Genomic DNA, 21,250 nt, shown 5'->3' with positions numbered 1-21,250 from the left:
TGATATCGATCACGGCTCACGCTCCGGCGGCGGCGTTGGCGAGGACGACGGCGACGATCGCCAGGACGACGGAGCCGGCGAGCAGGGCGCTCAGATAGGTCTGCACATTGCCGGTCTGGGCGCGGCGGACGAGCCCGCCGAGCCCCTTGGCGGTGGCGCCCGCGCCGCGCACATAGGTGTCGACGACCTCGCGGTCCAGGAAGCGGACCAGGGTGGCGGCGCCGAGCACGGGGCGGACGAACAGGGTCCGGTAGACGGCGTCGAGGCGGAAGCCGTCGGCGGCGTACGGGTGGAGCGGGCCGAGCAGCGCGCGCCCGGGGTCGGCCGGGTCGGCGGCGGGGCGGGGCAGGTCCAGGGCTTCGGCCTCGACCTCTCCGGCGTCGGCGTCGGGGTGGGCGACCCGGGGGGCCGTCGCCCCGGCCGTTGTCGCGGCCGTTGTCGCGGCTCGGGCGGTGAGCGAGCTGCGGACGGCGTAGGTGACGGCCGCGCCGACCACCGCGAGTCCGGTGCCGAGCACGACGGTGGTGAGCGTCGGGGTCAGCGGGTGCCCGTCGAACCAGTCGTCCAGGGAGAAGGCGGTGAGCCCGAAGCCGAGCGAGGGCACCGCGAGCACCCACAGGACGGTGGTCATGGCGATCGGCTGGCGGCCGTGGTCGGGGACCTCGGCGCCCCGGCCGCGGAAGGCGAGCAGCCACAGCCGGGTCGCGTACGCGGCGGTCAGCAGGGCCGTGAGCAGCGCGGCGACGAGCACGATCCAGCCCGCTCCGGCGGGGGCGACGGTCCGCTCGCCGGTGGCGGTGTGCTCGGCCGCGACCAGGACGGCCTCCTTGGAGAAGAACCCGGCGAAGGGCGGGATCGCGGCGAGCGCGAGCAGACCGATCGTCATCGTCCAGTAGGCGTCCGGGATCCGCCTGGTCAGTCCGCTCATCCGGGACATCGCGGTGAGCGAGTTGGTCCCGGCGGCGTGGATGACCGCCCCGGCGGCCAGGAACAGCAGGGCCTTGAAGGCGCCGTGCGAGAGGAGGTGGAAGACGGCGGCGCCCCGGTCGCCGACGGCGAGCGCGCCCGACATGTAGCCGAGCTGGCCGATCGTCGAATAGGCGAGGACCCGCTTGATGTCGTCCTGGGCGAGCGCGGCGAGCGCCGAGCCGACCATGGTGACCGCGGCCATGACGGCGAGCACGGTCAGCGCGGCGGCGGAGGCGGCGAAGACGGGCAGCAGCCGGGCCACGAAGTAGATGCCGGCGGCGACCATGGTCGCCGCGTGGATCAGCGCGGAGACCGGCGTGGGGCCGGCCATCGCGTCGGGGAGCCAGGTGTGCAGCGGGAACTGCGCCGACTTGCCCGCGACGCCCGCGAGCAGCAGCAGCGCGATCAGGGTGGGGTGGTCGAGCCCGCCGGAGGCGACGGTGCCGAGGATCCCGGTGATCCGGAAGGTGCCCGCGTCGGCGGCGAGCGCGAACAGACCGAAGAGGAAGGGGACGTCGCCGAGCTTGGTGACCAGGAACGCCTTGAGGGAGGCGGAGCGGGCCTCGGGGGTCTCCCAGTAGTGCCCGACGAGGAAGTACGAGCAGATGCCCATGATCTCCCAGCCGACCAGGAGCACCATCAGGTCGCCTGAGTAGACGACGAGCAGCATCGCGGCGGTGAAGAGGGAGACGAGGGCCGTGTACGAGGGGTAGCGCGGGTCGTCGCGGAGGTAGCCGGTCGAGTAGATCTGCACGCAGCTCGCGACGACGCCGACGAGGACGGCGACGAGCGCGGCGAAGCCGTCGATGTGCAGGGCGAGGTCGATCGGGACCGAGCCGGTGGGGGTGAGCCGGGTGGCCGCGTCGAGGGGCGCGTCGCCGCCCTGCCGGATCGCGACGACGGCGGCGAGCGCGGCGGCGGCGACGGTGGGCAGCACGGCGAGCGGGCGGACGAAGCCGGGCGCGGTGCGGCCGAGCAGCAGACCGGCGACGGCGCCGAGGAAGGGGAGGACGGGGACGAGGACGGCGAGGGTCGTGGTGGTCACGCGGTGGCCTCGGCCTTCTCGTCGGCGGCGGCGCCTGTGTCGTGGAGCGGGTCCGGTGCGCCGTCCGGCGGTTCCTTGGTGTCCCGCAGCCGGTCGACGTCCGCGGTGCCGCGGTTGCGGTGGACCATCAGGACGATCGCGAGGCCGATGCCGATCTCGGCGGCGGCGATGGCGATGGTGAAGAGGGTGAGCGCCTGGCCCGCGTGCAGGGTGTCGCGGAGCCAGACGTCGAAGGCGACCAGGTTGAGGTTGACGGCGTTGAGCATCAGCTCGACGGACATCAGGACCAGGATCGCGTTGCGGCGGGCGAGGACGCCGTACACGCCGATGGAGAAGAGGAGGGCGGCGAGGACGGCCGGGTAGACGAGGTGCATCAGCGTTCGTCCTCCGGGCTCTGCTTCTTGCGGGACAGGACGATCGCGCCGACGAGGGCGGCGAGCAGCAGCACCGACAGCGCCTCGAAGGGCAGCACCCAGTGCCGGAACAGGATCTGGCCGGTGACCTCGGTGGAGCCCTGGGCGGGCCCGTCGAGCGCGATCCAGGTGGTCCGGAAGGCGTCCACGACCACCCAGACGAGGGCCGCCGCGGCGGCGACCGCCACGGCGACGGCGACCGGCCGGTTGCCGGAGTCGGCGTCCGGGGAGCGGCCGATCGGGGCCCGGGTGAGCATCAGCCCGAAGAGGAGCAGGACGACGACCGAGCCGACGTAGATCAGCACCTGGACCCAGGCGATGAACTCGGCGGTGAGCAGCAGGTACTCGACGGCGAGCCCGCCGAGGGTGACGACCAGCCAGAGGGCGGCGTGCACGAGCTGCTTGGTGGTGACGGTGACGAGGGCGGCGCCGAGGGTGACGAGGCCGACGAGGAGGAAGGCGATCTCGACGCCGGTGGGCGAGAGGAAACCGGGCCCCGTGGTCTGCACGGCGCTCTGGGCGGCGGTCTGGGCGGCGAGGATCACGGGGTGTCCTCCGGGGCCTCGGACGCGGCCTGCTCCTGGGCCTGCTGGGCGGCGGCCTTGTCGGCGGCCTTGCGGGCGGCGGCCAGTTCCTTCGGCTCCTCCGCGCGCGGGTCGAGCGCGGGCGGCTCGGGCACCGTCCACATCCACTCGCGGAGCTTGTCGCGCTCGTGCGTCAGCTCGTGGATGTCGGTCTCGGCGTACTCGAACTCCGGCGACCAGAAGAGCGCGTCGAACGGGCACACCTCGATGCAGATCCCGCAGTACATGCAGAGCGAGAAGTCGATGGCGAAGCGGTCGAGGACGTTCCGGCTGCGCTCGCGCCCGCCGGGGGCGGCGGCCGGCACCGTCTCCTTGTGGGAGTCGATGTAGATGCACCAGTCGGGGCACTCGCGGGCGCACAGCATGCACACCGTGCAGTTCTCCTCGAACAGCCCGATCACACCGCGGGTGCGGGGCGGGAGTTCGGGCTGCGTCTCGGGGTACTGCGCGGTGACCGACTTGCGCGTCATCGTGCGGAGGGTGACGGCCAGGCCCTTGGCGAGGCCGGATCCGGGGATCGGGGGCATGGTTACTGGATCGCCACCTTCACGATGCCGGTCAGCGCGATCTGCGCGAGGGCGAGGGGTACGAGGGTCGTCCAGGCGAGCTTCTGCAACTGGTCCTCACGGAGCCGGGGGTACGAGACCCGCAGCCAGATGACGACGAAGGCGAGGACGGCGGTCTTGAGCAGGGTCCACACCCAGCCGAGACCGTCGGCGCCGCCGGGGCCGTGCCAGCCGCCGAGGAAGAGGACGGTGGTGAGGCCGCACAGGACGACGATGCCCGCGTACTCGGCGAGCAGGAAGAGGGCGAAGCGGAGACCGGTGTACTCGGTGTACGCGCCGAAGATGATCTCCGAGTCGGCGACGGGCATGTCGAACGGCGGACGCTGCAGCTCCGCGAGCCCGGCGACGAAGAACACGAGCGCGCCGACGATCTGCCAGGGCACCCACCACCACTCGAAGGCGTCCAGGATCCCGGTCAGGGACACGGTCCCGGCGGCCATCGCGACGGAAGCGGCGGCCAGCAGCATCGGCAGCTCGTACGCGAGCAGCTGGGCGGCACTGCGGAGCGCCCCGAGCAGCGAGAACTTGTTGGCGGACGCCCACCCGGCCATCAGACTGCCGAGCACGCCGACGCCCATCACGGCGAGCACGAAGAAGATCCCGGCGTCGACCACCTGCCCGACGGCGCCGTCGCCGGGGCCGACGGGGACGGCGACGAGCACGAGGAGGTACGGGAGGAGCGCGACGGCCGGCGCGAGCTGGAACACCCGCCGGTCGGCGTCCTTCGGTACGACGTCCTCCTTCTGCGCGAACTTCACGCCGTCGGCGACGAGCTGGGCCCAGCCGTGGAAGCCACCGGCGTACATGGGGCCGAGGCGGCCCTGCATGTGGGCCATGACCTTGTGCTCGGTCTGCCCGACGACGAGGGGAAGGACGAGGAAGACGGCGAAGACGATGATCAGCCGGAGGGCGACGTCGAGTACGTCGTTCACGCGGGGTCGCCTCCGGCGGGGTCGGTGGGGGTGGGGTCGGAGCCTTCGCCTGCGGCGGGGTCGGCGGGGGCCGGGCCTTCGCCTGCGGCGGGCGGTCGCGGGGGCGCCGGGCTGTCGCCCGAGCCCGGCTCGGACTCGGGCGCGGCGGGCTGCGCCGCCGAAGCCGGGTCCGTGGTGCCGGGCGCCGACTCGGCGGGCTTCGGGGTGTCGCCGGTGGCGGCGTCCTCCGTGAAGGCCGGGCGGGCGTGGTGCCACGGGGCGTCCGCGCTGCGGGTGCGCGGGGCGGCGCGGGGGGTGTCGGTGGGGGGTTGCGGCTCCTCGCGCTGGCTCGCCGAACCCGCGCTCGCGGTGCGGTTGCGGCGCGGACCCGCCGGGGGCGGCTCGGCCGCCGCAGGTGCCTGCGGGGTCTGGCTCGCCGAACCCTCGGCCGCCGTACGCGCCCGGCGCGGACCCGCAGCCGAAGCACCGCCCGGGGCCTCCGGGCCCTGGCTCGCGGAGCCCTCCGCCGCCGTACGCGCGCGGCGCGGGCCCACGCCCTCGCCCGCCGCAGGCGCAGCCGCGGGCGCCTCCGGCGCCTGGCTCGTCGAGCCCGCGGTCGCCGTCCTCGTCCGCCGCACCGGGCGGTCGCCCGCCGCCGCGCGGGCCGGGCGGGCCGGGGCCGGGGGGAGTTGGCCCTTGAGGGGGCCCCATTCGTTGGGGTCCGGGACGCCCGGGGGGAGCATCTGGCGGCGCTTCGGGGCGTTCGGGTCGTGGGACTCGCCCGGTTCCTTCGCGCCCGGCCACGCCTTCGCGACGCGCGCCGCCAGGACGAAGTCCTTGCGCAGCGGGTGGCCCTCGAAGTTCTCCGGGAGGAGCAGGTGGACCAGGTGCGGGTGGTCCGTGAAGGTGATGCCGAACATCTCGTAGGTCTCGCGCTCGTGCCACTCCGCGCCCGCGTACACCGCGACCGCCGACGGCAGCGACGCCGCCGCGTGCGGCACCGTCGTACGGAGCAGCAGCCGCCGCACCCCGCCCTGGGCGACCGAGGCGACGTGCGCGCAGACGCGGAAGCCGGTGCCCGCCTCGTCGACCGCGCTCAGCCAGTCGAAGAAGGTGCAGCCCAGCTTGTCGCGGGCGATCTCCAGGGCGGCGATCCAGGAGCCGACCGGCACGTCGACGGTGAGGAGTTCGTACGCCTTCTCGGCGGTCGCCTCCTCGCCGAAGATCTCCGTGACGCCGTCCGGCAGGGCGGCGAACGCGTCGCCGTAGTAGTCGCTCACGCCGAGCCCTCCGCCCCGGCCCCGGCCCCAGCCCCGGTCCCGGACCCGGCCTGCGGCGGTCGCACCAGGCCGCTGGTCAGCTGGCCGACCGACGGCGTCCCCGCCGCCCCGTACCGCTCCGCCAGGCTCTCCCGCGCGATCTTCTCCTGGAGCTTGAGGATGCCCTGGAGCAGCGCCTCGGGCCGTGGCGGGCAGCCCGGCACGTACACGTCGACCGGGATGATCTGGTCGACGCCCTTGGTGACCGAGTACGAGTCCCAGTACGGGCCGCCGCAGTTCGAGCAGGCGCCGAAGGAGATGACGTACTTCGGCTCGGGCATCTGCTCGTACAGGCGCTTCACCGCGGGCGCCATCTTGTCCGTCACCGTGCCGGAGACGATCATCAGGTCGGCCTGGCGCGGGCCCGGCGCGAAGGGGATCACGCCGAGCCGGATGAAGTCGTGACGGGCCATCGACGCGGCGATGAACTCGATCGCGCAGCAGGCGAGGCCGAAGTTGAAGACCCACAGGCTGTACCGGCGGCCCCAGTTGAGGACCACCTTCATCGGCTCGGGCGCGAGGCGCGACAGGACGCCGAGCCGGGCGGGTGCCTGGTCCGGCAGCGGTGCCTGATCCGGCAGGGCCGGGTCCGGCAGGGGGGTCACAGCCATGCCAGGACGCCCTTCTTGTACGCGTAGAGCAGTCCCACGGCCAGGAAGCCGAGGAAGACGAACATCTCGACCAGCGTCGTGGCCCCGTACCCGGGCGCGGCGAACACCGTCGCCCACGGGAACAGGAAGATCGAGTCGACGGCGAAGATCACATAGAGGAAGGCGTACACGTAGTAGCGCACTTGGGTGTGCGCCCACCCCTCCCCCACGGGGTCGACACCGCACTCGTAGGTGAGGAGTTTCTCCGGGGTCGGCACCACCGGGCGCAGCAGCCGCCCGGCGCCGAACGCCACCGCGACGAAGAGCACGCCGACGACGGCGAGCAGTCCGACGACGGAGTACGTCTGGAAGTAGTCCGCCGCTTGGTCAGCCGCGACGACAACGGTCGGTTCCCGCACGTCCGCCCCTCGGTCTCGGTGTCTCGTTCCCTAGTTTTTTACGGACGCGAGTCTAGGCCCTGCTAAAGGGACGGTAAGCGGGCCAGGCCGAGCCCCGGCCGAGGCCGGGTCGAGACCCCCGCACGGGGTGAGGGGGGTTATCCCCCCTTCCGCATCGGCGACCTCCCCCATGGCGCGTCGCACCCCCCGACCGGCAGCCTTGTCCTCATGAGCAGCCTCACCGGTCCCACCGACACCGGTTCCACCGACACCGACACCCGGCCCGGGCCCCCGCCGCCCGCCCGTTTCGCCTACGGCCGGCACACCTGGAAGGAGATCGGGCACCTCCTCGCGAACCTCCCCTGCGCGGTGCTCGGTTTCGGGTACGCGGTCGTCACCGTCTGCGTCGGCGTCGGGCTCGCCGTCACCGTCATCGGTCTCCCGCTGCTCGCGCTCGGCCTCGCCGGGGCCCGCGGGATCGCCGGGACGGAGCGGGCCAGGGCCCGCGCGCTGCTCGGGCTGCACGTGGACCGGCCGAGCCCGCTGCCCAAGGCCGACGGCTTCTTCCCCTGGCTGTGGGCGCAGCTGAAGGACCCGGTGGCCTGGCGCAGCCAGCTCTACGGCTTCATCCGGCTGCCCTGGGGCGTCCTGACCTTCGCGTTGACCCTGATCTCGCTGGTCGTGCTGTGGCCGCTGCTGCCGTTCGTGGCGCGCGGGCTCGCCAACGCCGACCGGGCCATGGTCCGCGGGCTGCTCTCGCCCTCGGACGAGCTGGAGCGGCGGATCGCCGAGCTGGAGTCGGACCGGGGTGTCGTCGTCGACACCGCCGCCGCCGACCTGCGCCGCATCGAGCGCGATCTGCACGACGGCGCCCAGGCCCGGCTCGTCGCCCTCGCCATGGGCCTCGGGCTCGCGAAGGAGAAGCTGCTCGACGACCCGGAGGCCGCGGCGGCCATGGTCGACGAGGCGCACGGCGAGGTGAAGCTGGCCCTCCAGGAGCTGCGCGACCTGGCGCGCGGGATCCACCCGGCGGTCCTCACCGACCGGGGTCTGGACGCCGCCCTCTCGGCGGTCGCCGCCCGCTGCACCGCGCCCGTGCAGGTCTCCGTCGACCTGGCCGAGCGGCCCGCCGAAGCGATCGAGGGCATCGCCTACTTCACCGTCTCCGAACTCCTCCAGAACGTCTCCAAGCACGCCCGCGCCACGTCCGCCGCCGTGGACGTGTGGCGGGCCGGTGACCGGCTGATGCTCCAGGTGCGGGACAACGGGGTCGGCGGCGCCCGGCTCGACGGCGGCGGTACGGGCATGGCCGGGCTGGCCGACCGGCTCGGCGCGGTCGACGGGGTGTTCGTCGTCGACTCCCCCGAGGGCGGCCCGACGGTCGTCACCGCCGAGCTGCCGTGGCGCTCCCGCCCCGGCTCCGCCTGACCCGGTCCCTGACCCGGTCCCTGACCGGGGCCGGGCCCGCCCCGTACCCCCGTGACCGAGCCCACCCCCGTGCCGGAGCCCACCCCCGTACCGAAAGCCCCGGGTAGGGAAAACCCCCGGTCACAGACGCCCACCTGCCTCATGGTCCGGACCCCCTCCGCTCCGCGAGGCTGGACATCATCAGCCGCCGACCACCAGAAACGGATCTCCCGATGGCCTCCCACCGCCTCCCCGCCGCCGTGCGCGCGCCGTTCGAAGGGCGCACCTGGCGTGAGCTGGGTTATGTCCTGACCGGGTTCCCGCTGAGCGTCGGGTACTTCTGCGTCGCCATCACGATGGTGTCGGCCGGCGCCGGGCTGCTCGTCACCTTCCTCGGCGTCCCGGTGCTGGCAGCCGCGCTCGCCGTGTGCCGCGGTTTCGGCGCGACGGAGCGGACCCGGGCGCGCGGGATGCTCGGGCTCGACGTGGCCGCGCCGGAGCCGGTGCGCGGGAAGACCGGCGGGGCGCTGTCGTGGATGGGCGCGTCCCTGAAGAGCGGGGCGTCCTGGCGGCACCTGCTGTACGCGCTGCTGCACTTCCCGTGGGCCGTGCTGTCCTTCTCCCTCTCGCTCACGTTCTTCGCCTACGGCTGGGGCCTGTTCACGTACCCGCTGTGGCGCTGGGTGTTCCCGATGTACGCGGGTCAGGACGGGCTGCAGATCTACGGCGACGAGACCCACGACATCTACCTGGACTCGCCGTTCGAGATCACCGTGACCTGCCTGGTCGGCCTGGTCTTCGTGCTGATCGCCCCCTGGCTGCTGCGCGGTCTGGTCGCCGTCGACAAGGCGATGGTCTCCGGTCTGCTCGGTCCTTCGCGGCTGGCGAACCGGGTGACGGAGCTGGAGTCGGACCGGGGCGTCGTCGTCGACACCGCCGCCGCCGACCTGCGCCGCATCGAGCGCGATCTGCACGACGGCGCGCAGGCCCGGCTCGTCGCCCTCGCGATGGACCTGGGTCTGGCGAAGGAGAAGCTGGCGCACGACCCGAAGGCCGCCGCCGTGATGGTCGACGAGGCGCACGGCGAGGTGAAGCTGGCCCTTCAGGAGCTGCGCGACCTCGCGCGCGGGATCCATCCGGCGATCCTCACCGACCGCGGTCTGGACGCCGCCCTGTCGGCGGTGGCCGCCCGGTCGACCGTCCCGGTGACCGTGGACGTCGACCTGCCGGGCCGCCCGGCCGCCGCGATCGAGGGCATCGCCTACTTCACCGTCTCCGAGCTCCTCCAGAACGTCTCCAAGCACGCCCGGGCCCGCCGTGCCCAGGTGGACGTGTGGCGCACCGACGGCCGGCTGATGCTCCAGGTGCGGGACGACGGCGTCGGCGGCGCCGACCCGGCGGCGGGCAGCGGGCTCGCCGGTCTCGCCGAGCGGATCGACGCGGTGGACGGCGTCCTCGCCGTCGACTCCCCGGCGGGCGGCCCCACCACCGTCACCGTCGAACTCCCCTGGCGCGAAGCCTGACATCCAGGTGCGCGAAGCCTGACAGCAAGGTGGTGGGCCCTGGCACGCACCCGGGCCCACCGCTTCCTTCCTTCCCCGTCCCTGGCCGAGTTGAACCCCTCCCGCCCCCACCGCGTCCTTCCTGCTGCGATGCTTGCGAGGCTGGGGAACGCTCAGCTCGACCAGCGGAAGGCAGGGGCAGGGCAGTGACGGAGACGGGGCCGGACAGGGACGGCGCGGGGCGGGTGCGCGTGGTGATCGCCGAGGATTCGGTGCTGCTGCGCGAGGGGCTGACCCGGCTGCTCACCGATCTGGGGCACGACGTGGTCGCCGGGGTCGGGGACGGCGAGGCGCTGGTGAAGACCGTGTCCGACCTCGCGGGCGAGGGCGCGCTGCCGGACGTGGTGGTGGCCGACGTGCGGATGCCGCCGACCCACACCGACGAGGGCGTACGGGCCGCCGTACGGCTGCGCAAGGAGCACCCCGGGCTCGGGGTGCTGGTCCTTTCGCAGTACGTGGAGGAGCAGTACGCCACCGAGCTGCTCGCCGGGTCCTCCACGGGCGTCGGCTATCTCCTGAAGGACCGGGTCGCCGAGGTCCGCGAGTTCGTGGACGCGGTGGTGCGGGTGGCCAGGGGCGGTACGGCCCTGGACCCGGAGGTGGTGGCGCAGCTGCTCGGCCGGAGCCGTAAGCAGGACGTGCTGGCGGCGCTGACCCCGCGCGAGCGTGAGGTCCTCGGACTGATGGCCGAGGGGCGTACCAATTCGGCCATCGCGCGGCAGCTCGTGGTCAGCGACGGAGCGGTCGAGAAGCACATCAGCAACATCTTCCTGAAGCTGGGCCTGTCCCCGAGTGACGGGGATCACCGCCGGGTTCTGGCCGTTCTGACCTATCTCAACTCCTGACGAACTGACACTCTGTCAGATAAGGCCGGAAGACCCGACCGGGGATCCGCGGAAGACCCTTAGGGGTGATCACCGAGGTCCGGAAACGGACACCGGGGCCCCGCCCCGTGACCGACAATGTGCGGAGCGTGAGCCATCGGTGGACCCGATGGCTCACGGAGAGCGACAATTGACCGTATAAGGGCGTGATTGGGCGTCTCAAAACGAGGTCCATGATGCGAGAAGTCCCGGGGAGCCCTCCCCTCCGGACGTAGGGTGGGCCACGGGACGACCGGTCGCCACCGGTCGTCTCCCGAGCCTTCTCCGCGGGTGACGATCTCGTCGGAGAGAGCCCCTTGCCGCGAGGGAGGTCCAGTTCAGTGACCAGCCAGGTCAGCAGCGAGGCCGGTGAGGCCCTGGTCGGGGAGCAGCGCAGCGCTCCGGCCACGGGCGAGCACGGCACCGCGAAGGAAGTCCGCCGGCTCGACCGCGTGATCATCCGTTTCGCGGGTGACTCCGGTGACGGCATGCAGCTCACGGGTGACCGGTTCACCTCGGAGACGGCGTCCTTCGGGAACGACCTCTCCACGCTGCCGAACTTCCCGGCGGAGATCCGGGCGCCCGCCGGCACGCTGCCGGGCGTGTCCTCGTTCCAGCTGCATTTCGCCGACCACGACATCCTGACCCCGGGCGACGCCCCGAACGTGCTGGTCGCGATGAATCCGGCCGCCCTGAAGGCGAACATCGGGGACGTGCCGAGCGGTGGCGAGATCATCGTCAACACCGACGAGTTCGCCAAGCGCGCCATGGCCAAGGTGGGGTACGACACCTCGCCCCTGGAGGACGGCTCGCTGGACGGCTACCGGGTCCACCCGGTGCCGTTGACCACACTCACCGTCGAGGCCCTCAAGGACTTCGGGCTCTCCCGGAAGGAGGCCGAGCGCAGCAAGAACATGTTCGCGCTCGGGCTGCTCTCCTGGATGTACCACCGGCCCACCGAGGGCACCGAGAGCTTCCTGCGCCAGAAGTTCGCGAAGAAGCCCGAGATCGCCGAGGCCAACGTGGCCGCGTTCCGGGCCGGCTGGAACTTCGGCGAGACCACCGAGGACTTCGCCGTCTCCTACGAGGTGGCGCCCGCCACCCGGGCCTTCCCGACCGGCACGTACCGCAACATCTCCGGGAACCTGGCCCTGTCCTACGGGCTCGTCGCCGCCTCCCGGCAGGCGGACCTGCCGCTCTACCTGGGCTCGTACCCGATCACCCCGGCCTCCGACATCCTGCACGAGCTGAGCAAGCACAAGAACTTCGGCGTGCGCACCTTCCAGGCCGAGGACGAGATCGCGGGCATCGGCGCCGCGCTCGGCGCCGCCTTCGGCGGCTCGCTCGCCGTCACCACCACCAGCGGCCCCGGCGTCGCCCTGAAGTCGGAGACCATCGGCCTCGCGGTCTCGCTCGAACTGCCGCTGCTCATCGTCGACATCCAGCGCGGCGGCCCGTCCACCGGACTGCCCACCAAGACCGAGCAGGCCGACCTGCTCCAGGCCATGTACGGGCGCAACGGCGAGGCCCCGGTCCCCGTCGTGGCCCCGCGCACCCCCGCCGACTGCTTCGACGCCGCCCTCGACGCGGCCCGGATCGCGCTCACCTACCGCACCCCGGTGATGCTGCTCTCCGACGGCTACCTCGCCAACGGCTCCGAACCCTGGCGGATCCCCGAGGTCGACGAACTCCCCGACCTGCGCACCCGGTTCGCCACCGGCCCGAACCACGAACTGGCCGACGGCACCGAGGTCTTCTGGCCGTACAAGCGCGACCCCGAGACGCTGGCCCGCCCCTGGGCGCTGCCCGGCACCCCCGGCCTCGAACACCGCATCGGCGGCATCGAGAAGCAGGACGGCACCGGCAACATCAGCTACGACCCGGCCAACCACGAGTTCATGGTGCGCACCCGGCAGGCCAAGATCGACGGCATCGAGGTGCCGGACGTCGAGGTCGACGACCCGGACGGCGCCACCACCCTGGTGCTCGGCTGGGGCTCCACGTACGGCCCGATCACCGCCGCCGTACGGCGCCTGCGGGTCGCGGGCCGCCCCATCGCCCAGGCCCATCTGCGCCACCTCAACCCCTTCCCGAAGAACCTGGGCGAGGTCCTCGGCCGGTACGAGAAGGTCGTCGTGCCCGAGATGAACCTGGGCCAGCTCGCCACCCTCGTCCGGGCGAAGTACCTGGTCGACGCCCGCAGCCACACCCAGGTCAACGGAATGCCGTTCAAGGCCGAGCAGCTCGCCGCGGCTCTCAAGGAGGTCATCGATGAGTGAGTCGGCCACCACGACCGAGTCCCTGCTGCAGCTGGTGCCGAAGGCCGAGGCCAAGCAGTCCATGAAGGACTTCAAGTCCGACCAGGAAGTGCGCTGGTGCCCCGGCTGCGGCGACTACGCGGTGCTCGCCGCCGTGCAGGGCTTCATGCCCGAACTCGGCCTGGCGAAGGAGAACATCGTCTTCGTCTCCGGCATCGGCTGCTCCTCCCGCTTCCCGTACTACATGAACACGTACGGGATGCACTCCATCCACGGCCGCGCCCCGGCCATCGCCACCGGGCTCGCGACCTCGCGCCGCGACCTGTCGGTGTGGGTGGTGACCGGTGACGGCGACGCGCTGTCGATCGGCGGCAACCATCTGATCCACGCGCTGCGGCGCAATGTGAACCTGAAGATCCTGCTGTTCAACAACCGGATCTACGGGCTCACCAAGGGCCAGTACAGCCCCACCTCCGAGGTCGGCAAGATCACCAAGTCGACCCCGATGGGCTCGCTCGACGCCCCCTTCAACCCGGTGTCCCTGGCCATCGGCGCCGAGGCGAGCTTCGTGGCCCGCACGGTCGACTCCGACCGCAAGCACCTCACCGAGGTGCTGCGGCAGGCCGCCGCCCACAACGGCACGGCCCTGGTGGAGATCTACCAGAACTGCAACATCTTCAACGACGGCGCCTTCGAGGTCCTCAAGGACAACGAGCAGGCGAAGGAGGCCGTCATCCGCCTGGAACACGGCGAGCAGATCCGCTTCGGCGCCGACCTCGGCAAGGGCGTGGTCCGCGACCAGGCCACCGGCGACCTCAAGGTCGTCCAGGTGACCCCGGAGAACGAGTCCCAGGTCCTCGTCCACGACGCCCACACGGCCTCGCCGACGACCGCCTTCGCGCTGTCCCGGCTCGCCGACCCGGACACCCTGCACCAGACGCCCATCGGGGTGTTCCGGTCCGTGGAGCGCCCGGTGTACGACACCCTGATGGCCGAGCAGCTGGAGCGCGCGGTCGAGCAGCAGGGCAAGGGCGACCTGGGCGGGCTGCTCACCGGCAAGGACACCTGGACGGTGGTGGGTTAGCCACCCGGTCAGCCGCCCTGGCGCCCTTGCGAGAAGCGCTACGACGAGCCGTCCGCCTGCTCAGCGAGCTTGCGGGCGGCTTCGTCGTAGGGCCCGAGGAAGCGGGGCGCGCCGTCCTGGACGTGCCACAGGAAGAGGCCGTTGAGGGCCGCGTCCTGGCTGGTGTCGAAGTCCGTCCGGTAGCGCTTGGCGATGCCCTGGTACGGATGGCTCATGAAGTAGTCGCAGAGGGCGGCGGGCAGGTTCTGGGCGTGGTCGGCGAGGGCCGACCTGGTCGCCTCGGCGGTCCAGCCGATCAGGTCGTACACCTCGATCGCGTACCGGTCGACCGGCGTCCCGGCCGGGATCCCCCACTGCGCGCGGTAGTCGGCGGCGAACGCCTTCGCCTTCGCCGTCCCGAGGGCGTCGGCGTCGACGAAGCTGGTGCCGAAGTACCAGCCCTCGGCGGCCTCCCGGCCCGCCGCGTCGAGGAACTCCGGCTGCATGACCGCCTCGACGGTGCCGCGCGGCCCCCGGTAGCCCTGCGCGTGCAGCGCGCGGGCGAACAGGGCGGCCCGGCGCGGCGAGTCGCCCAGGTAGTACACGCCACCGGGGCGGGTGGCCAGCGCCTCGCGGACCGCCGGGCCGAAGTCCTCGCTGTCGGCGGCGACCTGATGGATCGTCGTACGGCCGCCCGCGTCGCCCGAGGGCGGCGAGGTGCGCAGCGTCTTGGCGGCGAGCCAGCTGTACTGCCCGGCCGCCTGGTCCTCGACGGCCGCGGTACGGATGACCTTGAGCGCGGTCAGCACCCGGCCGAACGGGACGAGCATGACGTCGGGCGAGGGGCGCAGCTCGAAGTAGGTCTTCCGCTGGGTGGTCTGGGCCCCGATGACGCCGTTCTTGACCGAGGTGACCACGTTCAGGAAAGGCACCGGCGCCAGGCTGAGGACGTTGCCCGCGGCGGCTCCCGTCGCGGGGTTCGTCGGGCCGAGCACGGCGAGCAGCCCCGGCACCCGGACGAGGGAGCGGGCCGCCGCCTCCGCCCGCCGGGCGTCGCCGCCGTCGTCGACGACCTTGACGGCCAGGTCGAAGGGCCGGTCCTGGCGGGCGTTGAAGGCCCGCGCACCCGACCGCACGCCCCGCTCCTGGGCGCGCCCGGCGACCTTGCCGGGACCGGTCAGATCGGTGAGCACGGCGACGGTGTACGTGGCGCGGGCGCCGCCCTGACCACCGCCGGAACCGCCGGACCCGGTGCCGCCCGAGCCCGCGCCGCCGGAACCCCCCGGGCCGCGGCCGAGCAGCCAGGCGGTGACCCCGCCGACCCCCGCGACCGCGCCCGCCGAGCCGAGAGCGAGCAGACGGCGGCGCGAGGTCCCCTTCGGTGCCTCGGGTTCGACCATGGTGGGGTCGGCCACCGGCAGGTCGAGCACCCGCGCGGAGCGTTCGGCGATCAGCGCGGGCAGCCCCGGCGGTAGCCAGTCGCCCGCGCCGCTCTCGTACGCGCCGAGCGCGGCCCGCACGGCGGCGGCGGTGGGCCGGGCGGCGGCGTCCTTGGCGAGGCAGGCGGTGACCAGCGGGAGCAGCGGCTCCGGCAGTCCTTCGAGGTCCGGTTCCTGGTGGACCGTGCGGTAGACCACCGCGGCGACCGCGCCCGTACCGAACGGGCGGCGTCCGGTCAGCGCGTACGCGAGGACGCAGCCCAGCGAGAACACGTCGGCGGCCGGGCCGACCTCGCCGGAACCGGCGACCCTGGCCTGTTCGGGGGCGAGGAAGCCGGGGGTGCCGATCATCGCGTCGGTGGCGGTGAGCGCGGTCGCCCCGGTGCTGCGGGCGATGCCGAAGTCGATCAGCCGGGGCCCGTCCAGGGCGAGCAGCACATTGCCCGGCTTCACGTCCCGGTGCACCAGGCCGCCCTCGTGCACGGTGTGCAGGGCGTCGGCGAGCCGCGCGCCGAGCGCCCGTACGGTCGGCTCGGGCAGCGCGCCGTGCAGCTCCACGGCCTCGGCGAGGGACGGCCCCGGCACGAACTCGGTGGCCAGCCACGGCTCGTGGGCCTCCGGGTCGGCGCCGAGCACGCGCACCACCCAGCGTCCGGTGATCCGCTCGGCGGTGCGCGCCTCGCGCCGGAAGCGTTCCCGGAAGCCGGGGTCGGCGGCGTGCTCGGCCCGGATCAGCTTGACGGCGGCGAGCGCGCCGCCGGCCGACCGGGCGAGATAGACCACGCCCATGCCGCCGGCGCCGAGCCGCCCGAGCAGCCGGTAGCCGTCGATGCCGGACGGATCGGCGCGGTGCAGCGGTCTCATGTCCCTGAACCTCCCCCCCTCGGCCCCCGGCCCTAGGTCTTCTTCTTCCCGGACTGCTTCGGTACGGCGGGCGCGGAGCCGATCAGCTTGTACGCGCCGCCCTGCACCCCGTACACGAAGGTGCCGCCGCCGGACAGGTCGCCGTTCTCGTCGAAGGTGTAACCGCCCATCACACCCGTGTACTTGCCCTTCCGCAGGGCCTGCCACAGCCCCTTCCTGGTGGGTCCGGCGCCGCCCTGGGCGACGAGCTGCGCCAGGGCCATGGTGACCACGTCGTACGACTCGGCCGCGTAGAAGGCGGGAGCGGTGCCGTACTTGGCGCGGTGGGCGGCGACGAAACCGGCCGCCTCCTTGCGGGTGTTGGGGTCGAGCACGGGCGCGGTGACGAACCAGCCCTCGGCGGCGGCCCCCGCCTCCTTCAGGAAGCCGCTCCCGAACACCGCCTGCCCGGTGAACTTCGGTCCGGTGAAGCGGAGTTCGGCCAGGGCGCGGGCGGCGAGCACGGCGGGCGCGCGCACCCCGACGTGCACATAGGCGTCCATGCCGTCGTCGATCATGCCCGCGAGGATCGACTTGTAGTCGGTGGCCCGGCCCGGCACCACCCGGTAGCGGGCCTTCAGCCCCTCCTGACCGAGACCGAAGCCCGCGCCGCGGGCGACCTGCCAGCTGTAGTGGTCGTCGGTGCGCTCCTCCAGGATGCCCGGCCTGCGGACCCCGTCGAGCAGACCGAGCGCGTAGCCGAGGTGCATGCCCGCCATGATGTGGTTCGGCACGGCCCGCAGCACGGTCTCGTTCGGGGCGCCTTCGGTGCCCCGGGTGAGCAGGTTGTACCCGGCGGAGGTGGTGATCAGCGGCACCCCCGCGCCCTGGAAGGCGGCCGAACTGGCCTGCCCGACGGCGTCGTTGGTGGGGCCGAGGACGACGAGGACGCCCGGGTCGGTGGTGAGCTCGCGCGCGGTCCGGGTCGCCCGCACCGGGTCCCCGGCCTCGTCGGACACCTTGAGCTCGATCCGGAACGGCTTGCCCTGGCGCTTGGCGTTGAACGCCTCGACGGCAAGCCGGGCACCGCGCTCCTGGGCCTGCCCGATCTCCTTGGCGGGGCCGCTGAGGTCGGCGTAGACGCCGACGGCCCAGGTGGTGCGCTTGACGGGCACGGGCGCCTTGCCCTTGCCCTTGTCGTCGCCCGGACCCTTGCCGTCGTCGCCGAGGTTCGCCCAGGCGGCGATCCCGCCGCCCGCGGCGAGCACGGCGGCCCCGGCCCCGAGCAGCAGGAACCGGCGGCGGCCCGGACCGGCCGGGGGCGCGGTCGGGGCACCGGCGGCGGTCGCGTCGATCGCGGGCAGCGCCAGCATCCGCGCCGAGCGCTCGGCGATGGTCCGCACGACCGGCGCGGGCAGCCAGTCGGCGGGCGCGCCCGGGGCGTCCTCGCTGAGCAGCCCGGCGACCTCGTCGGCCGTGGGCCGATCAGCGGGTCGCTTGGCCAGACAGCGCCGTACGAGGTCGAGCAGCGGTTCCGGTACGCCCCTGAGGTCGGGCTCGTCGTGCACGGTCCGGTACAGCAGCGCGTCCACCGCGCCGGTGCCGAACGGCGGGCGCCCGGTGGCGGCGAACGCGAGCAGACAGCCGAGCGCGAACACGTCGGCGGCCGGTCCGGTCTCGTCGGCGCGCGCCTCGGCCTGCTCGGGCGCGAGGAAGCCGGGGGTGCCGACCACCATGTCGGCGGAGGTGAGCCCGGTCTCGCCGGTGGTGCGGGCGATGCCGAAGTCGATCAGGCGCGGGCCGTCGACGGCGAGCAGCACGTTGCCGGGCTTCACGTCCCGGTGGACCAGTCCGGCCGCGTGGACGGCGGCGAGCGCGCGGGCGACGGCGCCGCCGAGGATCCGTACGCTCCGCTCCGGCAGCGCGCCGTGGCCCCGGACGGCCTCGCCGAGCGACGGACCCGGCACGAAGGCCGTGGCCATCCACGGCTCGGGCGCGTCCGGGTCGGCGCCGAGCACCGGCACCGCCCAGCGGCTGACCACCCGGCGGGCGGCGACGACCTCACGCCGGAACCGCTCCCGGAAGTCCGCCTGGTCGGCCTGGTCGGCGTGGGTGACCTTCACGGCGGCGAGCTCACCGCTGTCGGTGCGGCCGAGGTAGACCACGCCCATGCCGCCCGCGCCGAGCCGCCCGAGGAGGCGGTATCCGGCGATGGCGGAGGGGTCGGAGGGGAGGAGGGGGTGGAGGGCGCCGGGGTCGGGGTCGGGGGGAGATGAGGGGGCGGGAGCGGTGGCCGCCGGGGTGGGGGGTGTGGGGGGCGTGGGGGGAACGGAGGGGGGTGTGGGGGGAACGGTGGGGGGCGTGGGGCCGGTGGGGCCGGTGGGGCCGGTGGGGATCCTGGGGTCGGTGGGTCTTGCGGCGTCGGCCGGGACCCTGGGATCAGCGGGGATCCTGGGGTCCTTGGGGCCGGGGGTCGGGTCAGGGGTCGGACCGGGCGTCGGGTCGGGGGTGCCGGGCGGCCGGGTGGGCTCGGGCGGGACGCTCACGACTTGACCTCCAGCTCGCCCTTGAGGCGTTCCAGCATGGTGACGAGTGCCTGGACCTGCGGTTCGAGCGTGCCCTTGGCGGTGGCGGAATCTTTTTCGGCGTACCCGGGCGCGCCCTTGGTGACGGTGGCCACGGTGACCTGCCCGATCCGTGACTGGTACCAGCCGTAGATCTGCTCGCCCTTGACCGCGGAGTTGACGTAGCCGCCCCGCTCGCCGAGCGAGTCGTCGGCCGTGTAATTGCCGCCGATGCCGAAGGGGTTGCCCAGCGAGATGAGACCGGTGATCTTCTCGCCGTCGCGGAGTTCCTGTTCGGGGCAGTTGAGCGCCTCCTCCAGGGTGTCGGCCATCTCCCAGTCGGCGTCGGCCTCGGTGCGGTGCACGGTGACGGTGGCGGCCACCCGCAACACCCCGCGGCCGCCCGTGGCGGGGATCTCGCTGTACGCGGTGACGCTGTGCAGCACGGAGCCGGGGCGCTGCCCGGTGCCCCAGGCGCAGTCGGCGCCCAGGACCGGCCAGTAGTCGTCGGCGCTGAGGTACGGGGTGCGCTTCACGAAGCCGGGGCCCCAGGCGTCGGGGCCCGCGACGACGGCGAGCGCGAGGCGCTTGGCGTCGGCGGAGGTCCGGGGGACGCGCTTGGGGTCGGGGGTGAAGCCGAGGGCGGTGGGGGCGGGCTTCGCGGTCGGGCTGCCGCCGGGCGCGGCCGAGCCGCTCCCGCTCCCGCTCGGACCCGGACTCGTGCTCGTACCGCCCGTCTTGCCGTCGGTCTTGCCGTCGGTCCCGCCGTCGTCGCCGCCGCCCGAACAGCCGGCCAGGAGCAGCGTCCCCGCCACCGCCAAGGCCCCGCCGGCGCGCAGCAGTCTTCGCCTCGCGTGCGCCACGTTTCCCCCCACCTACGGTCGACGGGCGCCCCGGTCCCGGGCCCCCCGCATGGTGAGCAGATCGTACGACGTACGACCCCAACGGGCCCTGGCTACAACATCATTGAGACCTATTGAGACCTTACGGGGACAAGGTCCGTGCGGAGTCGTAGCGTTCGCGGGCGGCCTGCACGTCGGCGACCCGGGTGTCGGTCCAGCGGGCCAGCGCCCGGACCTGGTCGGCGGCCTCCTCGCCGAGCGCGGTGAGGCTGTAGTCGACCCGGGGCGGGATGACCGGCTTGGCGTCGCGGTGGACGAAGCCGTCGCGCTCAAGGGTCTGCAGGGTCTGCGTGAGCATCTTCTCGCTGACCCCGCCGACCCGGCGGCGCAGCTCGCTGAAGCGGTACGAGCGCTCGCGCAGCGCGATCAGGATCAGGACCGCCCAGCGGCTGGTGACGTGCTCCAGGACGAGCCGGGCGGGGCAGAGGCCGCCGTCGACGCCGGGCGCGAAGAGGCCGCTGATCGGGTCGACGGCGGGGGCGCCCGCCGGGGCGCCGACCGGGTCGGCGGTCGGGGCCGCCACGCGCGTATCACTTACTCCCATGCCAGTACCTTACTTCAAAGTGGGTACTTTCGAATGGTTAGTGTCCGACATACGGTGAGTGCAGCACCCCTGAGGAACACGGGTCCCCGCCCCACCGAGGAGAACACCCCATGAGCATCGTCGTCACCGGAGCCACCGGCCAGCTCGGCCGTCTCGTCATCGACGCCCTCCTTGCCACCGAGCCCGCGCTCCCCGCCGGGTCCGTCGTCGCCGTCGTCCGCGACAAGGCGAAGGCCGCCGACCTGGCCGAGCGCGGGGTCGAGCTGCGGATCGCCGACTACGACAAGCCCGAGACCCTGGCGGACGCCTTCGCGGCCGGTGACCGGGTGCTGCTGATCTCGGGCAGCGAGGTCGGCCGCCGGGTGCCGCAGCACACCGCCGTGGTCGCCGCCGCCAAGGCCGCCGGGGTCGCCCAGCTCGCGTACACCGGCATCCTCGGCGGCCCGGACGCCGACTTCGCGCTGGCCGACGAGCACAAGGCGACCGAGCGGGCGATCCTCGACGCGGGGCTCCCGTACACCTTCCTGCGCAACGGCTGGTACACCGAGAACTACACCGCCCACCTCGGCCCGGTGCTCGCGCACGGCGCCGTCGTCGCCAACGCGGGCGAGGGCCGGGTGGCCTCCGCCGCCCGCGCCGACTACGCCGCCGCGGCCGCCGCCGTCCTCACCGGCCCGCTCGACGAGCACCTGGGCCGGGCGTACGAGCTGAGCGGCGACGTCTCCTGGACCCTCGCCGACTACGCGGCCGAGGTGGCCCGGCTCTCCGGCCAGGAGATCGGCTACTCCTCGGTGCCCGCCGCCACCCACCTGGAGATCCTGGTCGGCGCCGGGGTGCCGCAGCCGTTCGCCGAGATCCTGGTCGACGTCGACGAGGCCATCGCGCGCGGCCGGCTCGCCAACCAGGGCGACGACCTGACCCGGCTCATCGGCCGCCCGACCACCCCGATCGCGGCCACGATCGGCGCGGCGCTGGCCGCCCGCTGAGCGCCCGTCGCCCGCCCCTCCCAA

At 73.4% G+C, this 21,250-nt stretch carries 18 protein-coding genes; 6 read left to right on the top strand and 12 right to left on the bottom strand.

Features of this window, described 5'->3' with window-relative positions:
• Positions 1-16: 16 nt before the first annotated feature.
• Genes ACIPXM_RS02320 through ACIPXM_RS02285 form a run of 8 tightly spaced genes read right to left on the bottom strand, consistent with a single transcriptional unit; the run spans position 17 to position 6,816 of the window.
• The gene (locus ACIPXM_RS02320) at positions 17-2,014 is read right to left on the bottom strand and encodes an NADH-quinone oxidoreductase subunit L (RefSeq protein WP_401650991.1); all 1,998 of its coding nucleotides are present in this window, start codon (positions 2,012-2,014) and stop codon (positions 17-19) included.
• Complete coding sequence (gene nuoK, locus ACIPXM_RS02315; protein ID WP_401650989.1) at positions 2,011-2,388, bottom strand: NADH-quinone oxidoreductase subunit NuoK; 378 nt, start codon at positions 2,386-2,388, stop codon at positions 2,011-2,013. Before nuoK ends, ACIPXM_RS02320 begins: the two co-directional genes overlap by 4 nt.
• Entirely contained in the window at positions 2,388-2,972 is a 585-nt protein-coding gene (locus ACIPXM_RS02310; RefSeq protein ID WP_401650986.1) for an NADH-quinone oxidoreductase subunit J, read from the bottom strand. Before ACIPXM_RS02310 ends, nuoK begins: the two co-directional genes overlap by 1 nt.
• Positions 2,969-3,538 (bottom strand): NuoI/complex I 23 kDa subunit family protein, encoded by a 570-nt coding sequence (locus tag ACIPXM_RS02305; protein WP_401650985.1) that lies wholly within the window; start codon positions 3,536-3,538, stop codon positions 2,969-2,971. Before ACIPXM_RS02305 ends, ACIPXM_RS02310 begins: the two co-directional genes overlap by 4 nt.
• 2 nt (positions 3,539-3,540) lie before the next feature.
• Positions 3,541-4,509 carry an NADH-quinone oxidoreductase subunit H gene (locus ACIPXM_RS02300; RefSeq protein WP_401650984.1) on the bottom strand — a complete coding sequence of 323 codons (969 nt, stop codon included), beginning with the start codon at positions 4,507-4,509 and terminating at the stop codon, positions 3,541-3,543.
• A complete protein-coding gene (locus ACIPXM_RS02295) occupies positions 4,506-5,768 on the bottom strand; it encodes an NADH-quinone oxidoreductase subunit C (RefSeq protein WP_401650981.1) in 1,263 nt (420 codons plus the stop codon). The genes ACIPXM_RS02300 and ACIPXM_RS02295 overlap by 4 nt, the downstream gene beginning before the upstream one ends.
• Positions 5,765-6,418, bottom strand: coding sequence for an NADH-quinone oxidoreductase subunit B (locus tag ACIPXM_RS02290; protein WP_401650979.1), 654 nt, complete (start codon positions 6,416-6,418; stop codon positions 5,765-5,767). Before ACIPXM_RS02290 ends, ACIPXM_RS02295 begins: the two co-directional genes overlap by 4 nt.
• On the bottom strand, positions 6,409-6,816 hold the full coding sequence (locus tag ACIPXM_RS02285; protein ID WP_401650977.1) for an NADH-quinone oxidoreductase subunit A: 408 nt from the start codon (positions 6,814-6,816) through the stop codon (positions 6,409-6,411). Before ACIPXM_RS02285 ends, ACIPXM_RS02290 begins: the two co-directional genes overlap by 10 nt.
• A 207-nt stretch (positions 6,817-7,023) precedes the next feature.
• On the opposite strand from ACIPXM_RS02285, the gene ACIPXM_RS02280 reads away from it, so the two are divergent.
• From ACIPXM_RS02280 to ACIPXM_RS02260, 5 genes are all read left to right on the top strand, one after another.
• The gene (locus tag ACIPXM_RS02280) at positions 7,024-8,223 is read left to right on the top strand and encodes a sensor histidine kinase (RefSeq protein WP_401650974.1); all 1,200 of its coding nucleotides are present in this window, start codon (positions 7,024-7,026) and stop codon (positions 8,221-8,223) included.
• A gap of 212 nt (positions 8,224-8,435) precedes the next feature.
• Positions 8,436-9,725 carry a sensor histidine kinase gene (locus ACIPXM_RS02275; protein ID WP_401650971.1) on the top strand — a complete coding sequence of 430 codons (1,290 nt, stop codon included), beginning with the start codon at positions 8,436-8,438 and terminating at the stop codon, positions 9,723-9,725.
• A 224-nt stretch (positions 9,726-9,949) separates the two neighbouring features.
• A complete protein-coding gene (locus ACIPXM_RS02270) occupies positions 9,950-10,609 on the top strand; it encodes a LuxR C-terminal-related transcriptional regulator (RefSeq protein ID WP_401652458.1) in 660 nt (219 codons plus the stop codon).
• Positions 10,610-10,968: 359 nt separating this feature from the next.
• The gene (locus ACIPXM_RS02265; RefSeq protein ID WP_401650968.1) at positions 10,969-12,906 is read left to right on the top strand and encodes a 2-oxoacid:acceptor oxidoreductase subunit alpha; all 1,938 of its coding nucleotides are present in this window, start codon (positions 10,969-10,971) and stop codon (positions 12,904-12,906) included.
• Positions 12,899-13,969, top strand: coding sequence for a 2-oxoacid:ferredoxin oxidoreductase subunit beta (locus tag ACIPXM_RS02260; RefSeq protein ID WP_401650965.1), 1,071 nt, complete (start codon positions 12,899-12,901; stop codon positions 13,967-13,969). Before ACIPXM_RS02265 ends, ACIPXM_RS02260 begins: the two co-directional genes overlap by 8 nt.
• Positions 13,970-14,007: 38 nt before the next feature.
• Here ACIPXM_RS02260 and ACIPXM_RS02255 read toward each other — a convergent pair whose 3' ends face one another.
• The 4 genes from ACIPXM_RS02255 to ACIPXM_RS02240 form a co-directional block, all read right to left on the bottom strand.
• The gene (locus tag ACIPXM_RS02255) at positions 14,008-16,251 is read right to left on the bottom strand and encodes a bifunctional serine/threonine-protein kinase/ABC transporter substrate-binding protein (protein WP_401650962.1); all 2,244 of its coding nucleotides are present in this window, start codon (positions 16,249-16,251) and stop codon (positions 14,008-14,010) included.
• A 32-nt stretch (positions 16,252-16,283) separates the two neighbouring features.
• Positions 16,284-18,401, bottom strand: coding sequence for a bifunctional serine/threonine-protein kinase/ABC transporter substrate-binding protein (locus ACIPXM_RS02250; protein ID WP_401650961.1), 2,118 nt, complete (start codon positions 18,399-18,401; stop codon positions 16,284-16,286).
• 371 nt (positions 18,402-18,772) lie between these two features.
• Complete coding sequence (locus ACIPXM_RS02245; RefSeq protein WP_401650958.1) at positions 18,773-19,657, bottom strand: hypothetical protein; 885 nt, start codon at positions 19,655-19,657, stop codon at positions 18,773-18,775.
• Positions 19,658-19,778: 121 nt separating this feature from the next.
• On the bottom strand, positions 19,779-20,240 hold the full coding sequence (locus tag ACIPXM_RS02240; RefSeq protein WP_401650955.1) for a winged helix-turn-helix transcriptional regulator: 462 nt from the start codon (positions 20,238-20,240) through the stop codon (positions 19,779-19,781).
• A gap of 110 nt (positions 20,241-20,350) precedes the next feature.
• On the opposite strand from ACIPXM_RS02240, the gene ACIPXM_RS02235 reads away from it, so the two are divergent.
• Positions 20,351-21,226, top strand: coding sequence for an NmrA family NAD(P)-binding protein (locus tag ACIPXM_RS02235; protein ID WP_401650952.1), 876 nt, complete (start codon positions 20,351-20,353; stop codon positions 21,224-21,226).
• Positions 21,227-21,250: the final 24 nt, after the last annotated feature.

Origin of the sequence: Streptomyces sp. NPDC090025 (genome assembly GCF_044748125.1) — a bacterium.
Classification (GTDB): domain Bacteria; phylum Actinomycetota; class Actinomycetes; order Streptomycetales; family Streptomycetaceae; genus Streptomyces.
This window is presented reverse-complemented; position numbering and strand designations above follow the sequence as displayed.

What these genes read in the sequence shown, in the direction of transcription:
- ACIPXM_RS02260 (WP_401650965.1), top strand. Translation starts at nt 12,899, where the DNA reads ATGAGTGAGTCGGCCACCACGACCGAGTCCCTGCTGCAGCTGGTGCCG.
- ACIPXM_RS02255 (WP_401650962.1), bottom strand. Translation starts at nt 16,251, where the DNA reads ATGAGACCGCTGCACCGCGCCGATCCGTCCGGCATCGACGGCTACCGG.
- ACIPXM_RS02240 (WP_401650955.1), bottom strand. Translation starts at nt 20,240, where the DNA reads ATGGGAGTAAGTGATACGCGCGTGGCGGCCCCGACCGCCGACCCGGTC.
- ACIPXM_RS02235 (WP_401650952.1), top strand. Translation starts at nt 20,351, where the DNA reads ATGAGCATCGTCGTCACCGGAGCCACCGGCCAGCTCGGCCGTCTCGTC.
- ACIPXM_RS02290 (WP_401650979.1), bottom strand. Translation starts at nt 6,418, where the DNA reads ATGGCTGTGACCCCCCTGCCGGACCCGGCCCTGCCGGATCAGGCACCG.
- ACIPXM_RS02275 (WP_401650971.1), top strand. Translation starts at nt 8,436, where the DNA reads ATGGCCTCCCACCGCCTCCCCGCCGCCGTGCGCGCGCCGTTCGAAGGG.
- ACIPXM_RS02250 (WP_401650961.1), bottom strand. Translation starts at nt 18,401, where the DNA reads ATGGGCGTGGTCTACCTCGGCCGCACCGACAGCGGTGAGCTCGCCGCC.
- ACIPXM_RS02305 (WP_401650985.1), bottom strand. Translation starts at nt 3,538, where the DNA reads ATGCCCCCGATCCCCGGATCCGGCCTCGCCAAGGGCCTGGCCGTCACC.
- nuoK (WP_401650989.1), bottom strand. Translation starts at nt 2,388, where the DNA reads ATGCACCTCGTCTACCCGGCCGTCCTCGCCGCCCTCCTCTTCTCCATC.
- ACIPXM_RS02280 (WP_401650974.1), top strand. Translation starts at nt 7,024, where the DNA reads ATGAGCAGCCTCACCGGTCCCACCGACACCGGTTCCACCGACACCGAC.